This window comes from Cellulomonas sp. (assembly GCF_017744555.1).
GTDB lineage: Bacteria > Actinomycetota > Actinomycetes > Actinomycetales > Cellulomonadaceae > Cellulomonas.
In genome coordinates this window covers 1-25,448 of sequence record NZ_JAGIBD010000003.1, presented here as the reverse complement: position 1 = coordinate 25,448, position 25,448 = coordinate 1, and the positions used below count along the sequence as shown (strand labels likewise).

23 protein-coding genes are annotated in these 25,448 nt (G+C 74.2%); 16 read left to right on the top strand and 7 right to left on the bottom strand.

Translation table 11 applies throughout. The annotated features are described in order from the left end of the window. Positions 1 to 2: 2 nt before the first annotated feature. Positions 3 to 359, bottom strand: a complete 357-nt coding sequence (locus J7523_RS03605) for a DUF488 family protein (protein ID WP_291882377.1) — start codon at positions 357 to 359, stop codon at positions 3 to 5. A 100-nt stretch (positions 360 to 459) separates the two neighbouring features. Between J7523_RS03605 and J7523_RS03600 the strand changes: the two genes are divergently transcribed. After that, positions 460 to 1,008, top strand: coding sequence for a GNAT family protein (locus J7523_RS03600; protein WP_291882375.1), 549 nt, complete (start codon positions 460 to 462; stop codon positions 1,006 to 1,008). Between the two features lie 12 nt (positions 1,009 to 1,020). On the opposite strand, the gene J7523_RS03595 is transcribed toward J7523_RS03600, so the two are convergent. Beyond that, positions 1,021 to 1,965 (bottom strand): NAD-dependent epimerase/dehydratase family protein, encoded by a 945-nt coding sequence (locus J7523_RS03595; protein WP_291882373.1) that lies wholly within the window; start codon positions 1,963 to 1,965, stop codon positions 1,021 to 1,023. A gap of 145 nt (positions 1,966 to 2,110) precedes the next feature. Between J7523_RS03595 and J7523_RS03590 the strand changes: the two genes are divergently transcribed. The 9 genes from J7523_RS03590 (at position 2,111) to J7523_RS03550 (ending at position 9,102) form a co-directional block, all read left to right on the top strand. After that, the gene (locus tag J7523_RS03590) at positions 2,111 to 2,860 is read left to right on the top strand and encodes a TetR/AcrR family transcriptional regulator (protein WP_291882370.1); all 750 of its coding nucleotides are present in this window, start codon (positions 2,111 to 2,113) and stop codon (positions 2,858 to 2,860) included. A 229-nt stretch (positions 2,861 to 3,089) separates the two neighbouring features. Then, positions 3,090 to 3,461 (top strand): hypothetical protein, encoded by a 372-nt coding sequence (locus J7523_RS03585; RefSeq protein ID WP_291882367.1) that lies wholly within the window; start codon positions 3,090 to 3,092, stop codon positions 3,459 to 3,461. 64 nt (positions 3,462 to 3,525) lie between these two features. Continuing rightward, complete coding sequence (locus J7523_RS03580) at positions 3,526 to 4,176, top strand: SGNH/GDSL hydrolase family protein (RefSeq protein WP_291882365.1); 651 nt, start codon at positions 3,526 to 3,528, stop codon at positions 4,174 to 4,176. A gap of 466 nt (positions 4,177 to 4,642) precedes the next feature. Then, positions 4,643 to 5,578: a cysteine synthase A gene (gene cysK, locus J7523_RS03575; protein ID WP_291882363.1), complete on the top strand. Its 936-nt coding sequence runs from the start codon at positions 4,643 to 4,645 to the stop codon at positions 5,576 to 5,578. A gap of 33 nt (positions 5,579 to 5,611) precedes the next feature. Continuing rightward, positions 5,612 to 6,196, top strand: a complete 585-nt coding sequence (epsC, locus tag J7523_RS03570; protein WP_291882360.1) for a serine O-acetyltransferase EpsC — start codon at positions 5,612 to 5,614, stop codon at positions 6,194 to 6,196. Between the two features lie 149 nt (positions 6,197 to 6,345). Then, a complete protein-coding gene (locus J7523_RS03565; protein WP_291882358.1) occupies positions 6,346 to 6,711 on the top strand; it encodes a GntR family transcriptional regulator in 366 nt (121 codons plus the stop codon). After that, positions 6,708 to 7,694, top strand: coding sequence for a DUF1648 domain-containing protein (locus tag J7523_RS03560; RefSeq protein ID WP_291882356.1), 987 nt, complete (start codon positions 6,708 to 6,710; stop codon positions 7,692 to 7,694). The genes J7523_RS03565 and J7523_RS03560 overlap by 4 nt, the downstream gene beginning before the upstream one ends. 39 nt (positions 7,695 to 7,733) lie before the next feature. After that, positions 7,734 to 8,771, top strand: coding sequence for an LLM class F420-dependent oxidoreductase (locus J7523_RS03555; protein WP_291882354.1), 1,038 nt, complete (start codon positions 7,734 to 7,736; stop codon positions 8,769 to 8,771). Position 8,772: 1 nt separating this feature from the next. Then, the gene (locus J7523_RS03550; protein ID WP_291882352.1) at positions 8,773 to 9,102 is read left to right on the top strand and encodes an MGMT family protein; all 330 of its coding nucleotides are present in this window, start codon (positions 8,773 to 8,775) and stop codon (positions 9,100 to 9,102) included. A gap of 28 nt (positions 9,103 to 9,130) precedes the next feature. On the opposite strand, the gene J7523_RS03545 is transcribed toward J7523_RS03550, so the two are convergent. Next, positions 9,131 to 10,222 (bottom strand): PP2C family protein-serine/threonine phosphatase, encoded by a 1,092-nt coding sequence (locus tag J7523_RS03545; protein WP_291882350.1) that lies wholly within the window; start codon positions 10,220 to 10,222, stop codon positions 9,131 to 9,133. 95 nt (positions 10,223 to 10,317) lie between these two features. On the opposite strand from J7523_RS03545, the gene J7523_RS03540 reads away from it, so the two are divergent. Continuing rightward, a complete protein-coding gene (locus J7523_RS03540; RefSeq protein ID WP_291882348.1) occupies positions 10,318 to 11,583 on the top strand; it encodes a GNAT family N-acetyltransferase in 1,266 nt (421 codons plus the stop codon). A 54-nt stretch (positions 11,584 to 11,637) separates the two neighbouring features. Here the strand turns inward: J7523_RS03540 and J7523_RS03535 are convergent, their stop codons facing one another. Further along, the gene (locus J7523_RS03535; protein ID WP_291882346.1) at positions 11,638 to 12,087 is read right to left on the bottom strand and encodes a ribose-5-phosphate isomerase; all 450 of its coding nucleotides are present in this window, start codon (positions 12,085 to 12,087) and stop codon (positions 11,638 to 11,640) included. 90 nt (positions 12,088 to 12,177) lie between these two features. Between J7523_RS03535 and J7523_RS03530 the strand changes: the two genes are divergently transcribed. Continuing rightward, positions 12,178 to 14,181, top strand: a complete 2,004-nt coding sequence (locus J7523_RS03530; protein ID WP_291882344.1) for a M13 family metallopeptidase — start codon at positions 12,178 to 12,180, stop codon at positions 14,179 to 14,181. 74 nt (positions 14,182 to 14,255) lie between these two features. Here the strand turns inward: J7523_RS03530 and J7523_RS03525 are convergent, their stop codons facing one another. Both J7523_RS03525 and J7523_RS03520 read right to left on the bottom strand, forming a co-directional pair. Then, the gene (locus J7523_RS03525; RefSeq protein ID WP_291882342.1) at positions 14,256 to 14,777 is read right to left on the bottom strand and encodes a hypothetical protein; all 522 of its coding nucleotides are present in this window, start codon (positions 14,775 to 14,777) and stop codon (positions 14,256 to 14,258) included. A gap of 88 nt (positions 14,778 to 14,865) precedes the next feature. After that, positions 14,866 to 15,483 (bottom strand): DsbA family protein, encoded by a 618-nt coding sequence (locus J7523_RS03520; protein WP_291882340.1) that lies wholly within the window; start codon positions 15,481 to 15,483, stop codon positions 14,866 to 14,868. A 214-nt stretch (positions 15,484 to 15,697) separates the two neighbouring features. On the opposite strand from J7523_RS03520, the gene pepN reads away from it, so the two are divergent. Further along, on the top strand, positions 15,698 to 18,298 hold the full coding sequence (gene pepN / locus J7523_RS03515) for an aminopeptidase N (protein WP_291882337.1): 2,601 nt from the start codon (positions 15,698 to 15,700) through the stop codon (positions 18,296 to 18,298). A 257-nt stretch (positions 18,299 to 18,555) separates the two neighbouring features. Beyond that, entirely contained in the window at positions 18,556 to 19,545 is a 990-nt protein-coding gene (locus J7523_RS03510) for a hypothetical protein (RefSeq protein ID WP_291882334.1), read from the top strand. A gap of 76 nt (positions 19,546 to 19,621) precedes the next feature. On the opposite strand, the gene malQ is transcribed toward J7523_RS03510, so the two are convergent. After that, positions 19,622 to 21,760, bottom strand: coding sequence for a 4-alpha-glucanotransferase (malQ, locus tag J7523_RS03505; protein WP_291882332.1), 2,139 nt, complete (start codon positions 21,758 to 21,760; stop codon positions 19,622 to 19,624). A gap of 220 nt (positions 21,761 to 21,980) precedes the next feature. On the opposite strand from malQ, the gene J7523_RS03500 reads away from it, so the two are divergent. Together J7523_RS03500 and J7523_RS03495 are read left to right on the top strand one after the other, a co-directional pair. Continuing rightward, a complete protein-coding gene (locus J7523_RS03500) occupies positions 21,981 to 24,143 on the top strand; it encodes a prolyl oligopeptidase family serine peptidase (protein WP_291882330.1) in 2,163 nt (720 codons plus the stop codon). Beyond that, positions 24,140 to 25,417 carry a mechanosensitive ion channel family protein gene (locus J7523_RS03495; protein ID WP_291882328.1) on the top strand — a complete coding sequence of 426 codons (1,278 nt, stop codon included), beginning with the start codon at positions 24,140 to 24,142 and terminating at the stop codon, positions 25,415 to 25,417. Before J7523_RS03500 ends, J7523_RS03495 begins: the two co-directional genes overlap by 4 nt. Positions 25,418 to 25,448 lie beyond the last annotated feature (31 nt).

Below are 25,448 nucleotides of genomic sequence, written 5' to 3'. Positions count from 1 at the left end.
CGTCACGACGACCCGAGGACCTCCAGCAGCACCGTGACGTGGCTCGCGTCGAGCGAGCGGGTCGCGGTCAGCAGGGTCACGTCGCGGGCCGACGCCGCGCTCCGCACCCGGTCGAGCGCCTCGACGGCCACGGGCTCGTCCAGCTCGGTGAGGTACCGCTGCCGGAACTCGTCGAACGCGTCGGGATGCGCGTGGTACCACTGCCGCAGCCCGGTGCTGGGCGTGAGCTCGCGCGGCCAGTCGTCGATCCGCGCGTCGTCCTTGCGCAGGCCGCGCGGCCACAGCCGGTCGACGAGCACGCGACGGCCGTCGTCGGGCCGCGGCTCGTCGTAGACGCGCCCCGCACGCACCGGCCCCATCCGCCGATCATGCCGCGTCACACCCGCCGCCGCGTCGCCGCGGCCCACGAACCGCGACACTGGTGGCCGGGCCCCCCCGGCCCGGCGGACAGGAGGTCACGTGCTGCGACACCCCTTGCACGACGGCGCCGAGCTCGGGCAGCTCGAGCCCTGGCACGCCGAGCAGTTCGCGGCCGCCGTGTCGCACGCCCGTGAGCACCTTGCGCCGTGGATCCCGTTCGCCCACTCGGTGACGGACGTCGCGTCCGCACGCGAGCACCTGCGCCGCCTCGCGGTCCGGCACGCCGAGGACTCGTGCCACAACTACGGCATCTGGCAGCGCGGGAAGCTCGTCGGAGGCGTCGTCTTCCCGGCGTTCGACACCGCGACCCGCACGTGCGAGCTCGGCGTGTGGCTCGTGCCCGAGGCGCAGGGCCGGGGCCTCGTGACGGCCGCGTGCCGGTACGTCCTCGACTGGGCGTTCGACGAGCGCGGCATGGTCCGGGTCGAGTGGCGCACCGACCCGAGGAACGAGTCCAGCCGGGCGGTCGCGCGCCGGTTGGGCATGACGCACGAGGGGACGATGCGGTCGGCGTACGTGCTCGGCGGGGCGCGGCAGGACTCGGAGGTCTGGTCGGTCCTGGCCGAGGAGTGGGCCGCGCACCGCTGAGGGCCGCCGGGATCAGACCGCCGCTCGAGCAGCGTTCCGAGCCGCGAGCGTCTCGGCGACCACGGTCGGCCACGGCGTCGCGGTCGTGCCCAGCACACGCTCCGACGCGGCCGTGCCCATGACGAACGGCTCGGAGAAGTGGTCGCTCACGGCGGCGACCTCGCGGATCAGCGGCGAGACCAGACCCAGCGCCCGGACGGCCGCCGACGGCAGCGGACGGACACGGGGCTCGGGCGCGCCCCCCGCGGCAGCGAACCGGCGGGCGAGGTCGCGAAACGTGAGCGCCTCGGCCGTCGGCACGTGCCACGCGCTGCCCCACGCCTCCGGCGTCGCGCCCGCGGCGACCATCGCGCGCGCGAAGTCGGGCAGGTACGTCCAGCTGTGCGGCTGGTCGACCGCGACGAGCGTGCGCACGACCTTCCCGGCGAGCAGCGGGTCGAGGAACCGCGGCCCGGCGTGCGCCTGCGAGTCGGCGAGCGGGCCGAGGTAGTCCGCGCCGCGGACCTCGGTCGCGCGCAGCTCGCCGCTGCGGTGCCGGCGCTCGGCCTCGTGCCACACGGCCGCGCGGGCGGCGCCCTTCGACTCGGTCGCGCGCAGGGGCAGGTCCTCGGTCATGACCGTGCCGTGCGTGCCGTACCCGTAGAGGTTGCCGGCGGTGACGAGCACCGCACCCGTCGCGGCCGCGGCGTCGAGCGCACCCGTGATGAGCGGCGGCCAGTCCGTGACCCAGCGGTGGTAGGCGGGGTTGACGCAGTTGTAGATCACGTCGGCGCCGCTCGCCGCCTGCGCGAGCGCGGCTCCGTCGGGGACGTCGACGGCCGCGTGCTCGACGCTGCGGTCCGCGCGTGCCGGACCGCCCGAACGGCTGAGGACGAGCACCGACTCCCCCCGCTCGACGAGCAGCTGCACGAGCGTCGAGCCGACCGCTCCCTTGCCGAGGACCACGTGACGAGCCATGAGCCGATCTCCCTGGTGTCCAGATGCGAGCACTGCTCTCTGTTGTGAGCAATGCTCGCACGCTGTTGTCGCGCGACGCAAGAGCAGTGCTCCGACACGAGATCGGCGCTCTGCATTCGGGGCGTCGGCGGTGCACACTGGGCGCATGTCGACCACCGAGGTGCCGTCCGTCCCCGCGACCGCCCGCGAGCGCGCCCGGGCCCAGGTCAAGGCCGAGCTGCTCGACGCCGCGCGCGCCCGGCTCGAGGCCGACGGCGCCGCCGAGCTGTCGCTGCGTGCCGTCGCCCGCGACCTCGGCGTCGCGTCCTCGGCCGTCTACCGCTACGTCGAGTCGCGCGACGCGCTGCTCACGCTGCTGATCATCGAGACGTACGACGCCGTCGGCGCGGTCGCGGAGCAGGCCGCCGCCGACGCGCGGGCGCGCGGCGCCGACCCGGCACGGACCTGGCTCGAGGTCGCCCGCGCGGTCCGCGGATGGGCGCTGGCCCAGCCGTACGCGTACGAGCTCATCTACGGCACGCCCGTGCGCGGCTACCGCGCGCCCGACGACACCGTCCCCTCCGCGCTGCGGATGTGGGGCGTCATCGTCAGCGTGCTGCAGCAGGCGGCCGAGGAGGGCACGCTCGCCCCGGCCGGCCCGGACTTCGACCCCCACGGACGCGTCACCCCGGCCGTCGTCGCGGTCGTGGGCGGGGCGCTCGGTCCCGTGTCCGACGACGTGCTCCGGATCGCCTCCCGGTCCGCCACCCTGTTCTGCTCGCTGCTCGGCGCGATCTCCGCCGAGCTGTTCGGGCACCTGCACCGGTTCGCCGACGACTACGGCGCGCTGTTCGACGTCACGATCGCGACCGCGGCGGCCGGCGTCGGCCTCCACGCCGACCTCTCCGACGCCTGAACCCGGCGGCGCCCGGCCCACGCCCTGCCGTGTTCCCGCAGGTGTGACGGACGACCCAGTCCGTTCTGCCCTGCCGCGCCCGTAATGGGCGCGACTCGTGTCAGAGGTCGCGACTACGGTCGACCGTGCCGCACAGCGACGTCGTGCGGCCGTCGCGGGCATCGCCCGCACCCCGTGGTCGTCACGACCCGGAGGCATTCCGCACCGATCTCCTCAGGGGGGCTCCGCCATGAAGCTGTCCATCACCCGTGCCGGTCTCGTCGTGACGCTCGCCGCGGCCGCCGCGCTGCTCGCGGGCTGCTCCGACTCCGGCTCCGGTGACGAGTCGTCGCCCGCCGAGACCACGGCCGACGCGCAGGTCACCACCGACTCGGGCCAGGTCGAGGTCATCGACCAGACGCACCTGCTGCTCGGCACGGCGCAGGAGACGCTCGAGGCCCGCGGGCTCACGGTCGAGACCACCGACGCGACCGGCCAGGGCCGCACGATCGACGACCCGACCCTGTGGGTCGTCGTCTCGCAGGACCCGACGTCCGGCACGGTCGACGCCGGCAGCACCGTCGTGCTCACCGTCCGCAAGACGGACGACCCGGCGTCCTGATCACGCTCTGAGCTCGTGCGGACGGGCCGGGTCGCGCCACGCGACCCGGCCCGTCCGTGATGGGATGCGGGACGTGACGACGACGTTCCTGCAGCCCCACGACCGTGTCCTGCTCACCGGCGACTCGGTGACCGACGGGGGACGCGACCGCGACGACCCCGCGTCGCTCGGGCACGGCTACGCGGCGATCGTCGCCGCGCTCGCGGGCGCCCGCCGCCCGGACCTCGCACTCACCTTCCTCAACCGCGGCGTCGGCGGGGACACGTCGGCCATGCTGCGCGCCCGCTGGGAGCGTGACGCCCTCGCGCTCTCGCCGACGGTCGTGTCGGTGCTGATCGGCATCAACGACACGTGGCGGCGCTACGACTCGGGAGTCCGGACGTCGACCGGCGCCTACGAGGAGCACCTGCGCGCGATGCTCGACGCGGCGCGCGAGCGGCTGGACGCCCGGCTGGTGCTCGTCGAGCCGTTCCTCGTGCCGGTCGACGCCGCGCAGCACGGCTGGCGGGAGGACCTCGACCCCCGCATCTCCGTCGTCCGCCGGCTCGCCGCCGAGCACCGCGCGGTGCTCGTCCCCGCCGACGGGCTGTTCGCGGCCGCCGCGGTCCGGACCGGACCGACGCACTGGGTGTCCGACGGCGTGCACCCCACGCCCGCCGGCTTCGGGCTGCTCGCCGAGGCCTGGCTCGACGCGGTGGGCGTTCCCGGCCGCTGAGGCCGGGCGTCGACGGACTCGCGCCGCACGTCGGCCGCCTGCACGACACGCGACCCGACCAGGGCGGACACCGCACGCTGTCCACCAGGCGGGGAACCTTTGCACCACCGGCCGCGTTGACGCTACGGTCGGGCCCGACTGCGGTCGCGATCCCGAGCGACCCTCTGCGGCCTGGTAGCACCGGACCGCGGCACCGAAGGAGAGCGATGAGCGTGCAGACCAGCACCGCCGCCTCCGCCTCGCACGCCCCCGCGGTGCGCGCCTGTTGTCGCTGTCTGTAGAGCGCTGGCTGCTCCTCTGCGTGAGGATGCCCTGACCGGGGTGCGCCCCGTGCGCCAGCGCTCGCCCCGCGGCTCCACCACCGCCTGACGTCGCCCCGCACGCGACCCGCGCGGTGCCCCGACCCCAGCAGGACCACGTCCCCACCTCGCCGTCGGACCACCGGCGGCTCGACCGAAGAGGAACCATGGCACGCATCTACGACGACGCGACGGCGCTCATCGGCAACACCCCGCTCGTCCGCATCAACAAGATCACGGACGGCGCCCCCGCCACCGTGGTCGGCAAGCTCGAGTTCTACAACCCGGCCAACTCGGTCAAGGACCGCATCGGCGTCGCGATCATCGACGCGGCCGAGGAGTCCGGCGAGCTCAAGCCCGGCGGCACGATCGTCGAGGCGACGTCGGGCAACACGGGCATCGCGCTGGCGTTCGTCGGTGCCGCCCGCGGCTACAAGGTCGTCCTGACGATGCCCGAGACGATGTCGAAGGAGCGGCGCGCCCTGCTGCGTGCGTTCGGCGCCGAGCTCATCCTCACGCCGGGCTCCGAGGGCATGAAGGGTGCGGTCAACAAGGCCGACGAGATCGTGGCCGAGCGCGAGGGTGCCATCCTGGCCCGCCAGTTCGCCAACGAGGCCAACCCCGCGATCCACCGTCGCACGACGGCCGAGGAGATCTGGGCGGACACGGACGGCGAGATCGACATCCTCGTCGCGGGCATCGGCACGGGCGGCACGATCACGGGCGTCGGCCAGGTGCTCAAGGAGCGCAAGCCGGGCGTCAAGATCGTCGGCGTCGAGCCCGCCGAGTCGCCGATCCTCAACGGCGGCGCCCCCGGCCCGCACAAGATCCAGGGCATCGGCGCCAACTTCGTGCCCGAGATCCTCGACACCACGATCTACGACGAGATCATCGACGTCGACGCCGAGACCGCCGTCGCCGTCGCGCGCCGCGCCGCCGCCGAGGAGGGCCTGCTGGTCGGCATCTCGTCCGGCGCCGCCCTGCACGCCGCGACGCAGCTCGCGAAGCGCCCGGAGAACGCCGGCAAGCTCATCGTCGCGATCATCCCGTCGTTCGGTGAGCGCTACCTGTCCACCGTGCTGTACGCCGACCTGCTCGACTGACCCGTTCCGAGCAACTCAGGGGCCCGCATCCACATGTCTGAACCGCTGCACTTCCTCGCCGTCCTCCGGGAGGACCTCGAAGCCGCCCGCCACCGCGACCCCGCGGCGCGCAGCATGCTCGAGGTCGGTCTGGCGTACCCGGGCGTGCACGCGGTGTGGGTGTACCGGCTGGCGCACCGCATGTGGCGGGTGCCGTCCCTGCGGCTGCCCGCGCGACTGGTCTCCCAGCTCGCGCGGGCAGTCACCGGAATCGAGATCCACCCCGGGGCCCGGCTGGGCCGCCGGCTGTTCATCGACCACGGCATGGGCGTGGTCATCGGCGAGACGGCCGAGGTCGGCGACGACGTGGTGCTGTTCCACGGGTCGACGCTCGGCGGCAAGACCATGCGGCACGGCAAGCGGCACCCCACGCTGGGCGACAACGTGGTCGTCGGGGCGGGCGCGAAGATCCTCGGCCCGGTGTGGATCGGGTCGGGCGCGCAGGTCGGTGCGAACGCCGTGGTGATCCACGACGTGCCCGCGGGTGCGATCGCGGTGGGCGTGCCGGCGCAGATCCGGCTGCGGCCCGCCAAGGCGGCCTTCGACGTCGAGATCGACGACCCCGCGATCTACATCTGACGTCCGCGCAGTCGCCGTCGCCACCGTCGCTGAGGTCCGGCACCGCCGCCGTCGACGCCTGACGTCCAACGCGACCGCGACCTCGTCACCGCGCCAGCAGCGACGTCGACAACTTGTTCTAGTTGTCACCAAACAACTAGTGTGAGCACGTGCTCCTCCGCATCGACCCCACCTCCGCCGAGCCCCTGTTCGCGCAGCTGGCCGCGCAGGTGCGGACGTCCGTCGCGCGCGGCGACGTCACGCCCGGGACCCGACTCCCCGCCGCCCGCGACCTGGCCGCCGCGCTCGACATCAACCTCCACACGGTCCTGCGCGCGTACCAGGAGCTGCGGGACGAAGGGCTGATCGAGCTGCGCCGCGGCCGTGGCGCCGTGGTGAGCGAGCACGCCGCCCTCGACTACGCACCCCTGCGCGCCGCGCTGGCCGAGGTCGTGCGGACGTCGCGCACGCTCGGTCTCGCCCCCGAGACCACGACCGCCCTGCTCAAGGACGCCCTCAGCGAGGAGACCCGATGACGACGCCGCCCACTCCCACGGTCCCGCACCGCACGGCCAGCACGCTGCTCGCGCTGGTCCTGCCGGTGGTCCTCACGGTCGCCACCGTGGTCGTCGCCCTCTCGTGGCGCGACGACCTGCCCGACCCGGTCGCGACCCACTGGGGCGCCGACGGCCCGAACGGCTCGGGCTCGCTCGACGGGTTCGTGTGGTCGTCCGCGGTCGCCGCGGTGCTCCTCGCGGTCGCCGGGTGGGCGCTCGCGTTCTTCGCCGGCCGGGCCGCGACGACCCGACGGCTCGGCGCCGGCTTCTCGCTCGGCTTCGCGGGCTTCCTCAGCACGCTCGTGCTCGGCACGCTCGCCCTGCAGCGCGGCGTCGACGACTGGACCGCGGCGCCCTCCGTCGACGGCGTCGTGCTGCTCACGCTGCTCGCGGGACTCGTCCTCGCCGGGCTCGGCGCCGCGCTGTCCCCCGGCGACGCGCCCGAGCCGACGAGCGCCCCCGTGCCCGTCGACGCGGCCCGCCTGCCGCTCGCGCCCGACGAGCGGGCCGGCTGGGTCCAGCACATCAGCAGCCGCGGCGTGCTCGTCGTCGCCGCGGTGGTCCTCGTCCCGATCCTGCTCGTCGCGGTGCTGGTGCGGACCCCGGCGGTCGTCGTCCCCGCGGTGCTGGTGGTCGCGCTGCTGGTCGCGTCGATGGCGTCGTTCACCGTGACGGTCGACGCCCGCGGGCTGACCGCACGGTCGGGGCTCGGCTGGCCGCGGCAGCACGTGCCGCTCGACGAGGTGGTCCGCGCGCAGGTGGTGCACGTGCGGCCGTTCCAGGAGTTCGGCGGGTGGGGCTACCGGATCGGTCGCGGTGGGCGCGTCGGGATCGTCGTGCGCACCGGCGAGGGCCTGCTCGTCGAGCGGACCGGTGGGCGCTCGCTCGTCGTCACGGTCGACGACGCGGCGACGGCCGCCGCGCTGCTCAACACGCTCGCGGACCGGTCGCGGGTAGCCTGACGCGCGCGTCGACGAGGACGCCGGACGACGAGGAGAACCATGCGGCTGGGCTATCACACCGGGTACTGGTCGGCGGGTCCCCCGCCCGGCGCGCAGGAGGCGGTGCTCGCCGCGGAGCAGCTGGGGTTCGACTCCGTCTGGACGGCCGAGGCGTACGGCTCGGACGCGCTCACGCCGCTCGCCTGGTGGGGTGCCCGCACGTCGCGGATCCGGCTCGGCACGGCCATCGCGCAGATCTCGGCCCGGACCCCGACGGCCGCGGCGATGGCGGCCATCACGCTCGACCACCTGTCGGGCGGCCGGTTCGTGCTCGGCCTCGGTGCCTCGGGCCCGCAGGTCGTCGAGGGCTGGTACGGCCAGCCCTACCCGCGCCCGCTCGCCCGGACCCGCGAGTACGTCGCGATCGTCCGCCAGGTGCTCGCGCGCGAGGCACCGGTGACGTTCGACGGCGCGTTCTACCGGCTCCCGCTGCCCGCCGACCAGGGGTCAGGGCTCGGCAAGGCGCTGCGCTCGACGGTGCACCCGCTGCGCGCCGACATCCCGATCCACCTGGCCGCGGAGGGTCCGCGCAACACCGTGATGACCGCGGAGATCGGCGACGGCTGGCTGCCGCTGTTCTACTCGCCCCGCATGGACGACGAGTACCGCGCCCTGCTCGCCGAAGGGTTCGCGCTGCGCGCACCCGAGCGCCGGCCTGTCGAGGAGTTCGAGGTCACCGCGACGGTGCCGGTCGTGCTCGGCGACGACATCGAGTCCGCCGCCGACGTCGTGCGCCCGTTCGTCGCGCTGTACGCGGGCGGCATGGGCGCCAAGGGGGCCAACTTCCACCGGGCGGTGCTCGACCGGCTCGGGTACAGCGAGGCGTGCGACGAGATCCAGGCGCACTACCTCGGCGGCGACCGCGCACGGGCGACCGCCGCGGTGCCCACCGAGCTCGTCCGGGACATCGCGCTCGTCGGCACGGCCGACGACATCAAGGCTCAGCTGCCGGCCTGGCGGGCCACCGCGATCACCACGATGCTCGTCCAGGCCGACCCGCGGACCCTGCCTGCCGTCGCGCAGGTGCTCACCGCCTGACGTGGACGACGACTACGCCGAGGCGGTCCTGGACCTCGTCGCCGCGATCCCGGCCGGCCGGGCGATGACGTACGGGACGATCGCCGAGGTGCTCGTCGACCGGGCGCTGGCCGCCGGGGGCACGCCGCGCGGCGGCCCCCGGCAGGTCGGGCAGGTGATGAGCCGGGCGGGGTCCGGCGTGCCGTGGTGGCGCGTCGTCAACGCCGCCGGCAGCCCGCCCGCCCGGCACGCGTCGCGCGCCGTCGCCCTGCTCGTGGCGGACGGCACGCCGATGGTCGCGGACGGCACGCGGGTCGCGCTCCGTCGGGCCATCTGGTTCCCGGACGACTGACGCGAGGTCCCGCCGCCGTCCGCCCGGCTCAGTCGCGGCAGACGAGCACGAGCGCCCGGTCGTCGTCGTCCGCCGCCGCGACCCCGGCCAGCACCGCCGCCGCTCCCCCGCGCCGCGGGCCGAGCACCCGGTCGGCCGCGCCCATGAGCCGGTCGAGACCGCGGTCCAGGTCGGTGTCCGGCGCGTCGACCAGCCCGTCCGTGTACAGCAGGAGCACGTCGCCCGGGTCGAGCCGTCCCTGCTGCGCGGGGCACACGATGTCCCCCACGACCCCGAGCGCCGGGCTGCCGACCGTGTTGACGACGTCGATCCGGCCGGCGCCGGCGTGCAGGTGCAGCGGCGGCGGGTGGCCGGCCGACGCGACCCAGTACGTGCCCGTCTCGAGGTCGACCGCGACGTGCACCGCGGTCGCGAACCCTTCGGCCCACTGCTGGTCCAGCAGGTAGTCGTTGGCTGCGGGCAGGAAGCCCTCGCGCGGCATCGCGCCGAGCAGCCCACCGAACGCCCCGGACAACTGCAGCGACCGGACCCCGGCCCCCTGACCCTTGCCGGACACGTCGACGAGCGCGATCTCCAGCAGGGACTGACCCCGCAGCACGGCGACCATGAAGTCACCCGAGAACGCGTCCGCGTGCGCCGACCGGATCTCGCTGTCGACCCGCCACCCCGGCGGCAGCGGGGGGACCCGGCCGTGCGCGGACAGCCGGTCCCGGAGGTCGACGAGCATCCGGTCGCCGGGCGCGCCCTGCAGGCCGATCCGCGCGCGCCGCCAGCCGAAGGTGAGCGTCACGACGACCGAGATGCCGATCACGACGAAGACACCGGGGATCATGCTGGGCGCACCCGTGAACCACAGCCACGTGGACAGCGCGAGGATCACGACGCCGAGCACCACGAGCATGCGCTGCCGCAGGAAGAACACCGCGACGACCTGCAGCAGCAGGAAGGTCGACGGCGGCACCCACTCCGGCTGGTACCGCACGCCGAGGCTGATTGCGACGGCGCTGAGCAGCAGCACCACGCTCGCGAGCAGGTGCAGCCGCGACGACCGGCGGTGCACGGCGCGCCGGGCGCCCGCGAGGAGTCCGCGTCGCGCCGACCACCCACGGGTGCCGCCCATCACCCGAGCGTATCCGCAGGTCGGGGAGCCGGACCGGCAGCCGCGCGGCGATAATGCCTGCGCGCGGGCGGGTCGCGTCGGCCACGATGGGGCGCATGAGCCCACTCCCGGACGGATACCGCGTCGTCGAGGTCCCCGAGGCCCGCAAGCAGGAGTTCCTCGAGGTGGACCGCCTCGCCTTCGCGTTCGACTCGACGCCCGAGACCGACGCCCTCGTGCCCCTCACGCTGCCGTGGGACCGCACGATGGCGGTCGAGCGGCCCGACGGCACGTTCGCGTCGGTGCACGCGTCGTTCCCGTTCCGCCTCCCCGTGCCCGGCGCCACGGTCGACTGCTCGGGGCTGACGTGGGTCGGTGCCCGGCCCGACCAGCGCCGGCGCGGCCTGCTGCGCTCGATGATCGAGACGCACTTCGCCCGCTCGCTCGGCCGCGGCGAGCCCGTGTCGGCGCTGTACGCCGCGGAGCACGGGATCTACGGCCGCTTCGGGTACGGGTCCGCCTCGGACAACGTGCGCGTCTCGCTCGGACGGGGTGCCGCGCTGCGGCCGGTACCGGGCAGCGACGAGCTGTCGGTCCGGTTCGCCACGGTGGACCGCGACGTGCACACCACGCTCGTCGACGGGCTGCACCGCGCGGCCGGGCAGGACCGTCCCGGCTGGATCACCCGCGACACCGAGGTGCTGCGGATCCGTGCGATCGTCGACCCGCCCGCGTGGCGCAACGGCGGCGAGCCGCTGCGGATCGCGACCGTGCACACCGCCGACGGCGAGCCGCGCGCCTACGCGCTGCTGCGCCGCAAGGAGAAGTGGGAGGCGGCCGGCCCCCGGTACACCGTCGACGTGCGCGAGGCCGCCGCGGTCGACGCCGCCGCGGCGCACCGGCTGTGGTCGTTCGTCCTGGACCTCGACCTCACGGCGAGCGTCGAGGGACCGATGCTGCCGGTCGACGACGCGCTGCTGCACCTGCTCGTCGACGCACGCGCGGTGGTCCCCAAGGTCACCGACAACGTCTGGGTGCGGATCCTCGACCTGCCGGCGGCTCTCACCGGCCGGCGCTACGCGGCGCCCGTCGACGTCGTGCTGGACGTGACGGACACGCTCCTGCCCGCGAACTCGGGCCGGTGGCTGCTGCGCACCGGCGACGGCGCGGACGGCGCGTGGTCGGCGACGGTCGAGCGCACCGAGGACGACGTCGACCTTGCGCTCGACGTCCGCGAGCTCGGGGCGGCGTACCTCGGCGGCCGGTCGGTCGAGGCCCTGCGTCGCGCCGGGCTCGTCACCGAGCACCGGCCCGGGGCTGCGCTCGCGGCCGGCGCGGCGTTCGGCTGGCCGGTCGCTCCCGTGTGCAGCTGGGTGTTCTGAGACGTCACGGCCCGACGGAGGGCGGGACCGCCCGCCCTCCGTCGGGCGACGTGCTCAGGAGCGCCGCTCGTACGCGGTCAGCAGGTCGATGCGGCGCTGGTGGCGCGGGTCGTGGCTGAACGGCTCCGCGACGAACGCGTCGACCAGCTCGAGCGCCTCGTCGACGGAGTGTTGACGCGCCCCGACGGCGACGACGTTCGCGTCGTTGTGCTGGCGGCCGAGGCGGGCCGTGTCGAGGTTCCACGCGAGCGCCGCGCGCACGCCGGGCACCTTGTTCGCGGCGATCTGCTCGCCGTTGCCCGACCCGCCGATGACGACACCGAGCGACCCCGGCTCCGCGACGACGGCCTCGCCCGCGGCGAAGCAGAACGGCGGGTAGTCGTCCTGCGCGTCGTACGCGTGGGCGCCGTGGTCCACGACGTCGTGGCCCTCGGATCGCAGGTGCTCGACGAGCGCGACCTTGAGCTCGTAGCCGGCATGGTCGGAGGCGACGTGAATGCGCATGGGCTCATCCTGCCGCAGGGCGGCACCCACCGCGGACTGCGCCCACGCCACGGTCGCCCCGCGGACGCCGGTCGTCCGTAGGCTGTGCGCATGACGCGCAGTGGCATCGACCTGACGGCCCTCGACCCCGACGTCCGCCCCGCGGACGACCTCTTCGCCCACGTGAACGGACGGTGGCTCGCGAGCCACGAGATCCCCGCGGACCGGGCCATGGACGGCGCGTTCCGCGCCCTGCACGACCAGGCGGAGGAGCAGGTCCGCGACATCATCGTCGAGGCCGCCGCCTCGGCGGCCTCCCGAGCGGGCGACGGCGCCGGCGACCCCGACGACGTCGAGGCGAAGGTCGGCGCCGTGTACGCCTCGTTCATGGACACCGACGCCGTCGAGGCCGCGGGCGTCCAGCCGCTGCGCCTCGACCTCGCGCTCGTCGAGGCCGCGACGTCCGCGGCCGACCTCACCGGTGCGCTCGGCGCGCTGCAGCGCACGGGCGCCGGCGGCGCGGTCGGCTTCTGGGTCGACAACGACGCCAAGGACCCGACCCGGTACGTCGTCTACCTGTACCAGGGCGGCCTCGGGCTGCCCGACGAGTCCTACTACCGCGACGAGCAGTACGCCTCGGTGCTCGCGGCCTACCGGCCGCACGTCGCGCGCATGCTGCTCCTGGCCCACGCGGCGACCGACGACGCGCAGGCCGACGAGCTCGCCGGCCGCGTCGTCGGGCTGGAGACGAAGCTCGCGAGCCACCACTGGGACGTCGTGAAGGACCGCGACGCCGACCTCACGTACAACCCGACGACGCTCGCGGACCTCGCCGAGCGTGCGCCCGGCTTCGACTGGCACGCCTGGGCGCTCGCGCTCGGCGCACCCGCCGGCGCGCTGGACCAGGTCGTGGTGCGCGAGCCGTCGTTCGCCGAGGGCTTCGCCGCGCTGTGGCAGAGCGAGCCGCTCGAGGACTGGAAGGCGTGGCTGACCTACCACGTCGTCACCGACCGGGCGCCGTACCTGTCGCAGGACGTGGTCGAGGCGAACTTCGACTTCTACGGCCGCACGCTCACCGGCGCGCAGGAGCTGCGCGACCGCTGGAAGCGTGGCGTCGCGCTCGTGCAGGGCGTGCTCGGCGAGGCGGTCGGCAAGGTGTACGTCGAGAAGCACTTCCCCGCGTCGCACAAGGAGCGGATGGACGAGCTCGTCAGGAACCTCGTCGAGGCGTACCGCGAGTCGATCACCGGGCTCGAGTGGATGGGTGAGGAGACGCGCGCCAAGGCGCTCGCCAAGCTCGACGCGTTCACGCCGAAGATCGGCTACCCGGCGAAGTGGCGCGACTACTCCTCGCTCGTCGTGTCAGCCGACGACCTGGTGGGCAACGTCCGCCGCGCGTCCGCGTTCGAGCAGGACCGCGAGCTGAACAAGATCGGCAAGCCGATCGACCGCGACGAGTGGTTCATGACCCCGCAGACGGTCAACGCCTACTACAACCCCGGCATGAACGAGATCGTCTTCCCCGCAGCGATCCTGCAGCCCCCGTTCTTCGACGCGGACGCGGACGACGCCGTGAACTACGGCGGCATCGGCGCCGTCATCGGCCACGAGATCGGCCACGGGTTCGACGACCAGGGCTCCAAGTACGACGGCGACGGCCGGCTCGAGGACTGGTGGACGGCCGACGACCGCGCCGAGTTCGAGAAGCGCACCAAGGCGCTCATCGACCAGTACGGCGAGTTCTCGCCCGCGCAGCTCGACGGGTCGCACAAGGTCAACGGTGCTCTCACGATCGGCGAGAACATCGGCGACCTCGGCGGCCTGTCGATCGCGCTCAAGGCCTACCGCATCGCGCTCGGCACGCCCCTCGACGAGGCTCCCGTGATCGACGGCCTCACCGGTGTGCAGCGCGTGCTGCTCGGCTGGGGGCAGGTGTGGCAGTCGAAGGGCCGCGACGAGGAGGTCATCCGCCGGATCGCGACGGACCCGCACTCCCCCAACGAGTTCCGCTGCAACGGCGTGGTGCGCAACGTCGACGAGTTCTACGAGGCGTTCGACGTGCAGCCCGGCGACGCGCTGTACCTCGACCCGGCGGAGCGCGTGCGCATCTGGTGAGCCGCTGAGCACCGGACCGGCGCGACCCTCGTGGGCCGCGCCGGTCCGTCGTCATCGGCTCAGACCGCTCGAGGTCAGGGCAGCTCGCTCCAGCTCGCGCGGGCGAGCCGGAAGCCGACCCCCTGGCTGTTGGTGCAGGTCACCCCGTCGGTCCCGCTCGTGCAGGTGTAGTCGCCGGCCGTCGTGGACGACCCGTACTCGAGCGTCGCGACGTCGTCGCCCGCGACCTGCGGCGTCGGACCCGTCTCGCACGTGAACGCGACGCCGTCGGCGTCGAGCACGAGAACGTGGCCCGTCGTCCCGGTGCAGCCCGCGACGACGGGCGGCGCGTAGGTGTACGACGCGATCGTGCAGGTCACACCCTGGTCGGCCATCGCGCACGCGATGTTGCCGCTCGGCAGCCGGAACTCCGCGGGGCCGGACGTACCGCCGGGCGCCGACGCCGTCGCGCTCGACGTGGGCGACGTCGAGACCTGCGCGTCGGCCGCGCCGCCGGACGACCCGCCCGCGACGTACAGGACGAGCAGCACCAGGAACGTCAGCACCAGGACGGCGTCGGCGACGACGAGGGCGCGGATCGTGCGCGTCTCGGTCATCTCGCTCCCGCCGTCGTGGACGCCGCCAGGATCACACGGGGCGAACCGGACGTTCCAGTCGAGCGTCCAGCAGCGGTCCCACGCCCGTTCAGAACTGGGGACCCGCCGTCCGGGTGCGCTTGAGCTCGTAGAAGCCCGGCACGCTCGTGACCAGCGCGAGGCCGTCGAACAGCCGCCCGGCGTCGTCGCCGGTGGGTGCGGGCGTGATGACGGGGCCGAAGAACCCGACGCCGTCGATCGCCACGACGGGCGTGCCGACCTCGTCGCCCACCAGAGCCATGGCCTCCTCGTGCGACTCGCGCAGCAGCGCGTCGACCTCGTCGGTCGCGCCTACGGCTGCGAGCTCGGCGGGCAGGCCCACCTCGGCGAGCGACTCGGCGACGATCTGCGCGGTGTCCGTGCGGCCGCCGGGGTGCCGGCGGGTGCCCATCGCGTCGTACAGCGGCTTGATCACCTGGTCGCCGTGGTCGCGCGCGGCGGCGACGATCGTGCGGACCGGCGCCCACGCGTCGTCCATGAGCGCGCGGTAGTGCTCGGGGAGGTCACGCTTCTCGTTGAGCACCGACAGGCTCATGACGTGCCAGCGCACGTCGACGTCGCGCACGCGGCTCACCTCGTCCATCCACCGCGAGGTCATCCACGCCCAGGGGCAGGCCGGGTCGAACCAGAAGTCGACGACGGGTCGTGCAGCGGGCGTGACGGTCACAGGTGTCCTCCTCGGGGGTGGGCCGGACGACGGCCGAGGTGAGTCTGCCCGTTCGGGGGCGTTCCGTGCACATCGGCCCATCGAGCCGCCCACAGCCCCTCGGGTCCCACCGCGACCCCGCATCGGTGCGGATAACGACGCCGGGCCGGGACGGGCCGCGTGGGATGATCGAGCCCGGCCACGAGCCACCACCATCTCGTCCGAGGAGAACCGCGTGCCCGCTGAGAACCTGACCCGTGCGGAGGCGCGCGAGCGCGCCGCAGTCGTGACGACGCAGTCGTACGACGTGACGCTGGACCTGAGCACGAGCCCCACCACGTTCGGGTCGCGCACGGTCGTCCGGTTCGGTGCGACGCCCGGGGCGAGCACGTTCATCGACCTCATCGCGCCCGCGGTGCACGAGGTCACGCTCAACGGCCGCACGCTCGACGTCGCGCACGTGTTCGCCGACTCCCGCATCCGGCTGGACGACCTGGCCGCGGAGAACGAGCTGATCGTCGTCGCCGACGCCGCGTACATGAACACCGGCGAGGGCCTGCACCGGTTCGTCGACCCGGTCGACGACGAGGTCTACCTGTACTCGCAGTTCGAGGTCGCCGACTCCCGCCGCGTGTTCGCGGTGTTCGAGCAGCCCGACCTCAAGGCGACGTTCGCGTTCACCGTGACGGCCCCGGCGCACTGGAAGGTCGTCTCGAACTACCCGCAGGTCGGCGAGCCCACCCCGGTCGAGGACGGCACGAACCGCAACGGCGGCGTCGACAAGGGCACGGCGACGTGGACGTTCGAGACGACGCCGCGCATCTCGCCGTACATCACCGCGATCATCGCGGGCCCGTACCACGAGGAGCGCGGCGAGCTCACGAGCAGCGACGGCCGCACGATCCCGCTCGGCGTCTACTGCCGCGAGTCCCTCGCCGAGCACCTCGACACGGACAACATCCTCGACATCACGCGTGCGGGCTTCGCGTTCTACGAGGAGAAGTTCGACTTCCCGTACCCGTTCGCCAAGTACGACCAGCTCTTCGTGCCCGAGTTCAACGCGGGCGCCATGGAGAACGCGGGCGCGGTCACGTTCCTCGAGTCGTACGTGTTCCGGTCCAAGGTGCCCGAGGCCACCGTCGAGCGGCGGGCGGTGACGATCCTGCACGAGCTCGCGCACATGTGGTTCGGCGACCTCGTGACGATGCGCTGGTGGGACGACCTGTGGCTCAACGAGTCGTTCGCGGAGTACGCCTCGACGCTCGCGACCGCCGAGGCGACGCGGTGGACGAGCGCGTGGACCACGTTCTCCTCGCTCGAGAAGAGCTGGGCGTACCGCCAGGACCAGCTGCCGTCGACGCACCCGATCGTCGCGGACATGCGTGACCTGGAGGACGTCGAGGTCAACTTCGACGGCATCACGTACGCCAAGGGTGCGAGCGTGCTCAAGCAGCTCGTCGCGTGGGTCGGCCAGGACGAGTTCCTCGCCGGGGTCCGTGCGTACTTCGCGAAGCACGCGTGGGGCAACACCGAGCTGCGCGACCTGCTGTCCGAGCTCGAGACCACGAGTGGGCGCGACCTGTCCGTCTGGTCCGGGCTGTGGCTCGAGAAGGCGGGCGTGACGCTCCTGCGCCCGGCGATCGAGGTCGACGAGGACGGCATCATCACGTCGTTCGACGTGCTGCAGGAGGTGCCCGACGAGCACCCCGTGCAGCGTCCGCACCGCCTCGCGATCGGCGGCTACGACCTCGACGCCGCCACCGGGCGCCTGGCCCGCACCGCGCACGTCGAGCTCGACGTCGACGGCCCGCGCACGGCGGTACCGGCGCTCGTGGGCACGCCGCGGCCCGCGCTCGTGCTGGTCAACGACGACGACCTGGCGTACGCCAAGATCCGGCTCGACGAGCACTCGCTCGCCACCGCGATCGAGCACCTGTCGTCGTTCGACGACTCGCTCCCCCGCACGCTGGTGTGGGCGGCCGCCTGGGACGCGACGCGCGACGGTGAGACGCCCGCCCGCGACTTCGTCGACCTGGTGCTGCGGAACATCGCGCACGAGACCGACTCGTCCGTGGTGCTCGTCCTGCTCCGCCAGCTGTCGACCGCGCTCGACCTGTACGTCGCGCCCGAGCACCGCGAGGCGACCGAGGTCGCTGCGGCGGACCGTCTGCTCGAGCTCGCCCGGGCGGCCGCCGCCGGGTCCGACACGCAGCTCCAGCTCGTCAAGGCGTTCGCCGGCCGGGCCTCGACCGCCGCACAGCTGGACGCCGTGGTCGCGCTGCTCGACGGCAAGGACTCGCTCGACGGCCTGTCGATCGACACCGACCTGCGGTGGGAGCTGCTCACGTCGCTCGTGACGGGCGGCCGTGCCGCGGAGCTCGACATCGCGGCGCAGCTCTCCGCCGACGCCACGGCCACGGGGCAGCGGGCCGCCGCAGCCGCGCGTGCCGCGCTGCCGACGCCCGAGGCGAAGCAGGCCGCGTGGGCGGCCGTCGTGGATGGCGACGAGCTGCCGAACGCGCTGCAGTCCGCCACGATCGCCGGCTTCGGCCGCGTGCACGACCGGGGCCTGCTCGTCCCGTTCGTCGAGCCGTACTTCGCCTCGCTCGAGCAGGTGTGGTCCGACAAGACGAACGAGATGGCGCAGAACATCGTGGTGGGCCTGTACCCGACCGACCTCGCGGACGACGACCGCGTCGACGTCCTCGGTGCGACCGACGCGTGGCTCGAGGCGCACCCGGAGGCGACCCCCGCACTGCGGCGGCTGGTCGGCGAGTCGCGCGACGGCGTCCGTCGGGCGCTGGCCGCACAGGAGGCGGACCGCCGCCGAGGCTGACAGCGGCGGGCGGACCGGTGCACGGCGCCGGTCCGCCCGGCTGTGACGGGCACCGCCCGGCGACCGTCCCAGGGCCTGCGAGGACGCCCGGGCGTCGCGCGCGGTGCGATCGCGTCGGCGCAGGTCAGCGGCCCGATCCGGCCGCCGCTCAGCGGGTTCACAGGGACGGATTGGGCACCTCGGTGTGGTGTGGGGCACCATGATTCGTCGCCGTCCCCGTCGGCACGCCCGACGACCCCCGCTGGAGGCTCCGCCCGATGAGCAACGCACCCCGTGGCACCACCGCGGACCAGGACGGCCGGGCCGTTCCTTCCGAGCGCCGGCGCTCGAGCACGTCCCGGGGTCGGCGTGCGGCCGTGGGCATCGCGGCGGCCGCCGCGGCGGTCCTCGCGCTGACGTCCGCGTGCGACAGCGGGACGGACGGCACCGACGACCCGACGAGCAGCCCGGCCGCGGCGCCGACCGGCGGCCCGGCGAACATGCTGAGCGACGGCGCGGTGTTCGTCGGTCAGAGCGGCGCGATCTCGGTCCGACCGACCGCGGCGCTCGCCGAGGGTGCGAAGCCCGTGGCCACGCAGACGCTGCGCGACGGCGGCCTCATCGACGTGGTGCTCTACCTCGACTACCGCAGCCCCGACGCGGCGACGTTCTGGTCGACGAGCTCGACGATGCTCAAGGAGTGGCTCTCGGGCGGCCACGTGACGTTCGAGGTGCACCCGGTCGCGGTGCTCGACGAAGGGACGGCGACCGCCGCACCGGCCGACGGCTCGACGCCGGCCGTCACGCCGGAGCCTGGCGACTACTCGGCGCGGGCCGCCGGCGCTTTCGCGTGCGTCGCGGCGAGCGACCCGGACCACGCGTACGACGTCAACGCCGCGCTGCTCGAGGCCCAGCCCGACCTCCCCGAGGACGGGCTCACCACCGACGCGCTCGTCGAGCTCGTCGCAGGTGCCGGGGCGACCGGCGACGACGTCGCGAGCTGCATCGAGCACGGCGACTGGACGGACTGGGCCGCGGAGGCGACCGCCCGCGCGCAGGAGTCGGTGCCGTTCGACAACGTGCCCGCGCTGGACGTGCCGATGCGCCTGCTCATCGGCGGCGTGCCCTACCCCGGCGAGCTCGACAGCGGGCAGCAGTTCTTCACGTTCATGGCACAGACGTACAACGGGATCATGGCGGCGGCGCAGCAGAAGGCCCAGGAGAACCAGGGCGGCGCGCCGAGCCCGACGGCCACGCCCGGCGGCTGACCGCGCCTGCCGCCCCTCGGACCAGCAACCGGGTCGTCCCGCGTACGCGAGCCCGGCCGGGTCCGGCGTGGCGGCGTCAGCCGATGTCGGCGTTCAGCACCGCAGCGAGCGACCGCAGCCGCGCGCTCGTGAACAGGTCCTCGACGAGCACGACCTGACCGGCGCTGTCCGCGAGCGGCACCTTCCAGTTGGGGTACTCCTGGTCGGTGCCGGGCTGGTTCTGTGCCCGGCGCTCGCCCACCGCGTCCGTGAGCGCGACCCCCACGAGCACGGACGGCGTCGCGGTGACGTACCGGTGCAGCGCCTCGACGATCTCGCGCTCGGAGGGGTCGTCGCCGACCAGCCCGCGCTCCCGCAGCACGCCGATCATCTGCTCGCGCTCGGCCCGCGCGGCAGCCCGCACGACGCTCACGGGCTCGGTGAGCAGGCCCAGCCGGTCGCGGATCGTCACGTGCTCACCGGCCAGGTACCCCGCGGTCGGCGGGAGGTCGTGCGTCGTCACGGTGGCGAGCACGAGCGGTCGGTAGTGCTCGGGTGCGAGCGGGGCGCCGTGCATGTCCCGCTCGAACCACAGCACGGACGTGCCGAGGATGCCGCGCTCCGACAGGTAGTCGCGCACCCACGGCTCGACGACCCCGAGGTCCTCGCCGATGACGACTGCGCCGGCGCGGTGCGCCTCGAGAGCGAGGATGCCCACGAGGGCCTCGTGGTCGTAGCGGACGTACGCGCCCTCGGACGGCGGGGCGCCGTCCGGCACCCACCACAGGCGGAACAGGCCGAGCACGTGGTCGATGCGGATCGCGCCCGCGTGCCGGAGCACCGTGCGCAGCATGTCGCGGTAGGGCCGGTAGGCGGCGCGGGCGAGCGCGTCGGGCTGCCACGGCGGCTGCGACCAGTCCTGGCCCTGCTGGTTGTACATGTCGGGCGGCGCGCCCACGCTCGCGCCCGTGGCGAGCACGTCGCCGAGCGCCCACACGTCCGCGCCCTGCGGGTGCACGCCGACGGCGAGGTCGTGCATGATCCCGACCGCCATGCCGCCGTCCAGCGCCGCGCGGTGGGCGTCGGCGATCTGCTCGTCGGCGACCCACTGCAGCCACCGGTGGAACTCGACCCGGTCGGCGAGCTCGGTCCGGGCCGCGTCGACCAGGTCGGACGAGGGGTCCATCGCCTCGTCGGGCCATGCCCCGGGGCCGTACCGCTCGGCGAGCGCGCACCACAGCGCGAACGTCTCCAGGCCCGCGCCCTCCTCCTCGACGTACGCGTCGAACGCCGCCTGCCGGGCCGCCGAACGGGGCGCCGCGAACACGACCTCGAGCGCGGCGCGCTTCGCCGTCCACGCGGCGTCGCGGTCGATCGGACCCGGGTCGGTGTCGAGCGCGCGCACGGGCTCGCCGGCCCACTCGACGAGCGCTCGGTCCGCCGCCGACAGGTACGCGGCCTCGCGGACGTCCTCGACGCGGATGTACAGCGGGTTCACGAACCGGCGGGTCGTCGGCAGGTAGGGCGACGGCGTCAGGGGCGCCTGGGGCTCGGCGGCGTGCAGGGGGTTGACGAGCAGGAAGTCGGCGCCGAGCTCGCGCCCGGCGAGCCAGCTCACCTCGGCCAGGTCGGCGAGGTCGCCGACACCCCACGAGTCGCGCGAGCGCACCGAGTACAGCTGCGCCATGAGGCCCCACGCGCGCCTGCCCTGCAGCGCCGGGGGCAGCTCGAGCTTGTCGGGCGTCACGACGACGGGGCAGCGGGCGCCAGCGCTCGGCCCCTCGGCACGGAGCTCGTGCCACCCGAGCGGGAGGTCGACGGGCAGCGTGAACGTCGCGCGGCCGACCAGGCGTCCGTCGACGGACCGTGGCGGGACCGGCACGTCGGCCTGCGTGAGATCGCGCCTGCCGCCACCGGCCTCCGGGTCGAGCTCGAGCCACACCTCGACCGGGTCGCCGTGCGCGACGTGCACCGGGACGTGCGCGAGGCGCCCGGACCGGACGACGACGACCGGCGGGACCGTGCGGCGCCACGGCATGTCCTCGACGAACGCGGCGGCGAGCGCGATGCGCTCCGGGGACGACGCGTCGACGCCCAGTGCAGCGAGCACCGCGCGGAGCGTCCCGGCGGACGCGACCTTGTGCGTGCCGTCGAACCCCCAGTAGTCGGCCGTCACGCCGTAGGCGTTCGCGAGGCGCAGCAAGGCGTCGGACGGGAGCTCCGGGTCGTCTGCCACGCCACGATCCTGCCAGAGGCCCCAGCCTGGGTGCGCGACGACGCGGCCGGGCGTCGTCGCTCGTCACCTGCGCGGACGTGCCTCCGTGTCACCGTGCCGCGGGTGGCTGGTCGCCTTCCGCCGCGTCGAGCCGCCCACAGCCCCACCCGCGGCGGCGGCGTCCGCGAGCCGCGCGCGTGCCGATGAACGGTCGGCGTCGTGCGACGTAGCCTTGCGGACCATGACCGCACGCACCCTGCGCACCTATCCCGCCGCCCGGCGCGAGGACCTCGTGGAGGACCTGCACGGCCACCCCGTCGCCGACCCGTACCGGTGGCTCGAGGACGTCGAGGACGACGCCACGGTCGCCTGGTCCCGCGCCCAGGACGAGCTCTACGCCGCGTACCGGGACGGTCTGGCGCTCACGGGTCCGTTCGCCACGGACACGCTGACCGCGCGGATGCGGGCGCTGCTCGGCGCGGGCGTCGTGGGTGCACCGGCGTGGCGGGGCGACCGCTACTTCTTCTCGCGGCGGGCCGGTGACCAGGAGCATGCCGTGGTCGTCGTGTCGGAGCCGGACCCCGACGGCGAAGGCCGCCGCGAGCGGGTCCTCGTCGACCCGATGGCCCTCGACCCCGCAGGGACCACGACGCTCGACGCCTGGCAGCCGTCCAAGGAGGGCCACCTGCTCGCCTACCAGGTGTCGACGGGCGGCACCGAGGAGAGCGTGCTGCACATCCTGGACGTCGTGTCGGGCGAGCTCGTCGACGGGCCCGTCGACCGGGCGCGCTACTCCCCCGTGGCGTGGGTGCCGGGCGGCGAGGAGCTGTACTACGTGCGGCGCCTCGCCCCGGAGGGGCTTCCGCAGGACGAGCGGCAGTACCACCGGCGCGTGTGGCTGCACCGGGTGGGCACGTCGCCCGACGAGGACGTCGAGGTGTTCGGCGACGGCCTCGACATGACCAACTACTACGGCGTCTCGGTGTCCCGGGACGGGCGATGGCTGATCGTGTCGGCGTCCGCGGGCACGGCACCGCGGACCGACGTGTGGATCGCGGACCGCACCACGGGTGCACCCCCGGTCTTCGTCGACGTCGCCGTGGGGCTCGACGCGCAGACGGGTGCCTGGGTCGCGCGCGACGGCCGGTTGTACGTGCACACCGACCTCGACGCACCCCGCGGCCGGCTGGCCGTCACCGACCCGACCGAGCCCGGTGTGGACACCTGGGTCGCGCTGCTGCCCGAGGACCCGACGGCGGTGCTCGAGGACGTCGCGTTCACGGACGACGGCGGCACCGCGACGACCCCGACGCTCCTCCTGGCGTCCTGGCGGCGGCACGCGGTCTCCGAGATCACGCTGCACGACCCGTCGACCGGCGAGCGGCTCCCGGGCGAGGACGGCACGCTCGCCCTGCCCGGTCTGGGGTCGGTCTCCGGGCTCGTGACCAGGCCGGACGGCGGGCACGACGTGTGGTTCTCGTACACCGACCACACGACCGTCGCGAGCGCGCACCGGTTCGACGCGGCCACCCGCAGCACGACCGTCTGGGCCGAGCCGCCGGGCGCCGTCGCCGACCTGCCCAGGGTGACCACCCGGCAGGTCGAGGTCACGAGCGCCGACGGCACCACCGTGCGCGCGTTCGTCCTCGCCCGCACCGACCTCCTCGGCGACGACGGCATGCCGGTCGCACCCGCGCCGACCATCCTCTACGGCTACGGCGGCTTCCAGATCTCCCTCGACCCCGGCTACTCCGCGACGACGCTCGCGTGGGTCGAGGCCGGCGGCGTGTACGTCGTCGCCAACCTGCGCGGCGGCGGCGAGGAGGGCGAGAACTGGCACCGTGCGGGCATGCGCGCCCACAAGCAGAACGTGTTCGACGACTTCCACGCGGTCGCGGAGGCGCTCGTCGCCGCGGGCTGGACCACGCCCGCGCAGCTCGCGTGCTGGGGCGGCTCCAACGGCGGGCTGCTCGTCGGCGCAGCGCTCACCCAGCGGCCCGACCTCTTCGCCGCCGTCGTCTGCTCCGCGCCGCTGCTCGACATGGTCCGGTACCAGCGGTTCGGGCTCGGCGTCACATGGACCGAGGAGTACGGCGACGCCGACAACCCCACGCAGCTCGGCTGGCTCCTCGGGTACTCGCCGTACCACCGGGTCGTCGACGGCACCGACTACCCCGCGACGCTGTTCACCGTGTTCGAGGGCGACACGCGCGTGGACCCCCTGCACGCCCGCAAGCTGGCCGCCGCGCTGCAGGCCGCGACGTCCGGCGACCCTGTGGAGCACCCCGTGCTCGTGCGCCGCGAGACGGGCGTCGGGCACGGCGGACGGTCGCTGTCCCGCACGATCGGGCTGACCGTCGAGCAGCTGCAGTTCGTCGCCGACCGCACGGGGCTCGCCCGATGAGCCTGGTCTCCGCCGTCGTCCGCGCCGCCGACAGCACCCCGACGCCGAGCACCACCAGCTCGCTGCCCGACATCGGACCGGAGGAGAAGACCGACCCGGCCGCCTGGGTGACCTGGTTCCTCGGTACCCCGCTGAAGATCCTGCTCATCGTCGTCATCGGCGGCATCGTGCTGGTGCTGGTGCGCCGGGCGATCAGGGGCGTCACCCACCACATCGCCGACGGCACGCCGATGCTCCAGCGCGGCGTCATGAAGCCGATCGGCGAGACGGGCGTCGGCAGCGTGCTGCTCAAGGCCGACCCGCTCGCGACCGCCCGGCGCGCCCAGCGGGCCCGGACCATCGACTCGGTGCTGCGCTCGTCGGCGACGATCCTCATCGGCAGCACGGTCGTGTTCATGGTGCTCGCCGCCCTCGGCGTCAACATCGCACCGTTCATCGCGTCCGCCGGCATCATCGGGGTCGCGCTCGGGTTCGGCGCGCAGAGCCTGGTCAAGGACTTCCTGACCGGCACGTTCATGCTGCTCGAGGACCAGTACGGCGTGGGCGACGTGGTCGACGTCGGGCCGGCGAACGGCACCGTCGAGGCGGTCACCCTGCGCGTCACGAAGATCCGCGACGCCGACGGCACGCTCTGGTACGTGCCGAACGGGTCGATGCTGCGGGTCGGCAACAAGACGCAGGGGTGGGCGACGGCGGTCGTCGAGATCGACGTCGACTACTTCGCGGACCTCGACGAGGTGCGCGCGCTGCTCACGCAGGCCGCGGACCGCGTCGCCAAGGACCCGGAGGTCGGCACGTACCTGCAGGGCACCCCGACGATCACCGGCATCGAACGGCTCGCGGCCGACGCGGTGTCGCTGCGGCTCAAGGTCAAGACGTCGCCCGCGATGCAGTGGGAGGTCGCACGAGCGCTCCGCGTCGCCGCGCGGGACGCGCTCGAGCGCGCGGGCGTGCCGCTCGCCGGCCAGCGCGACCTCCTGGCGGCCCACCAGGCCGCGCGGGCGCCGAAGGCGGGCGAGTCCGCTCCGGAAGCTCCTGGCACGCCGCCCGAACAGGCAGAGACGGTCGAACGCGCCGAGCCGGTCGAGCGCGCCGAGCCGGTCGAAGGGTCCGAGACCGTCGAGACGGCCGCGACCGAGAAGCGCGCGCCGGCGGGCGCGGAGAGCACGCGGGCCGACGACGGCACCACCGTCGTGCGTGACCCGCACGACACGGTGCTCGACGACGTCGTGAACCAGCAGGACGCCCGCCGGGCGCTGCCGCCGCCGTCCTGACCGGTGCGGTCGGGCTGGTGCGGTCGGGCTG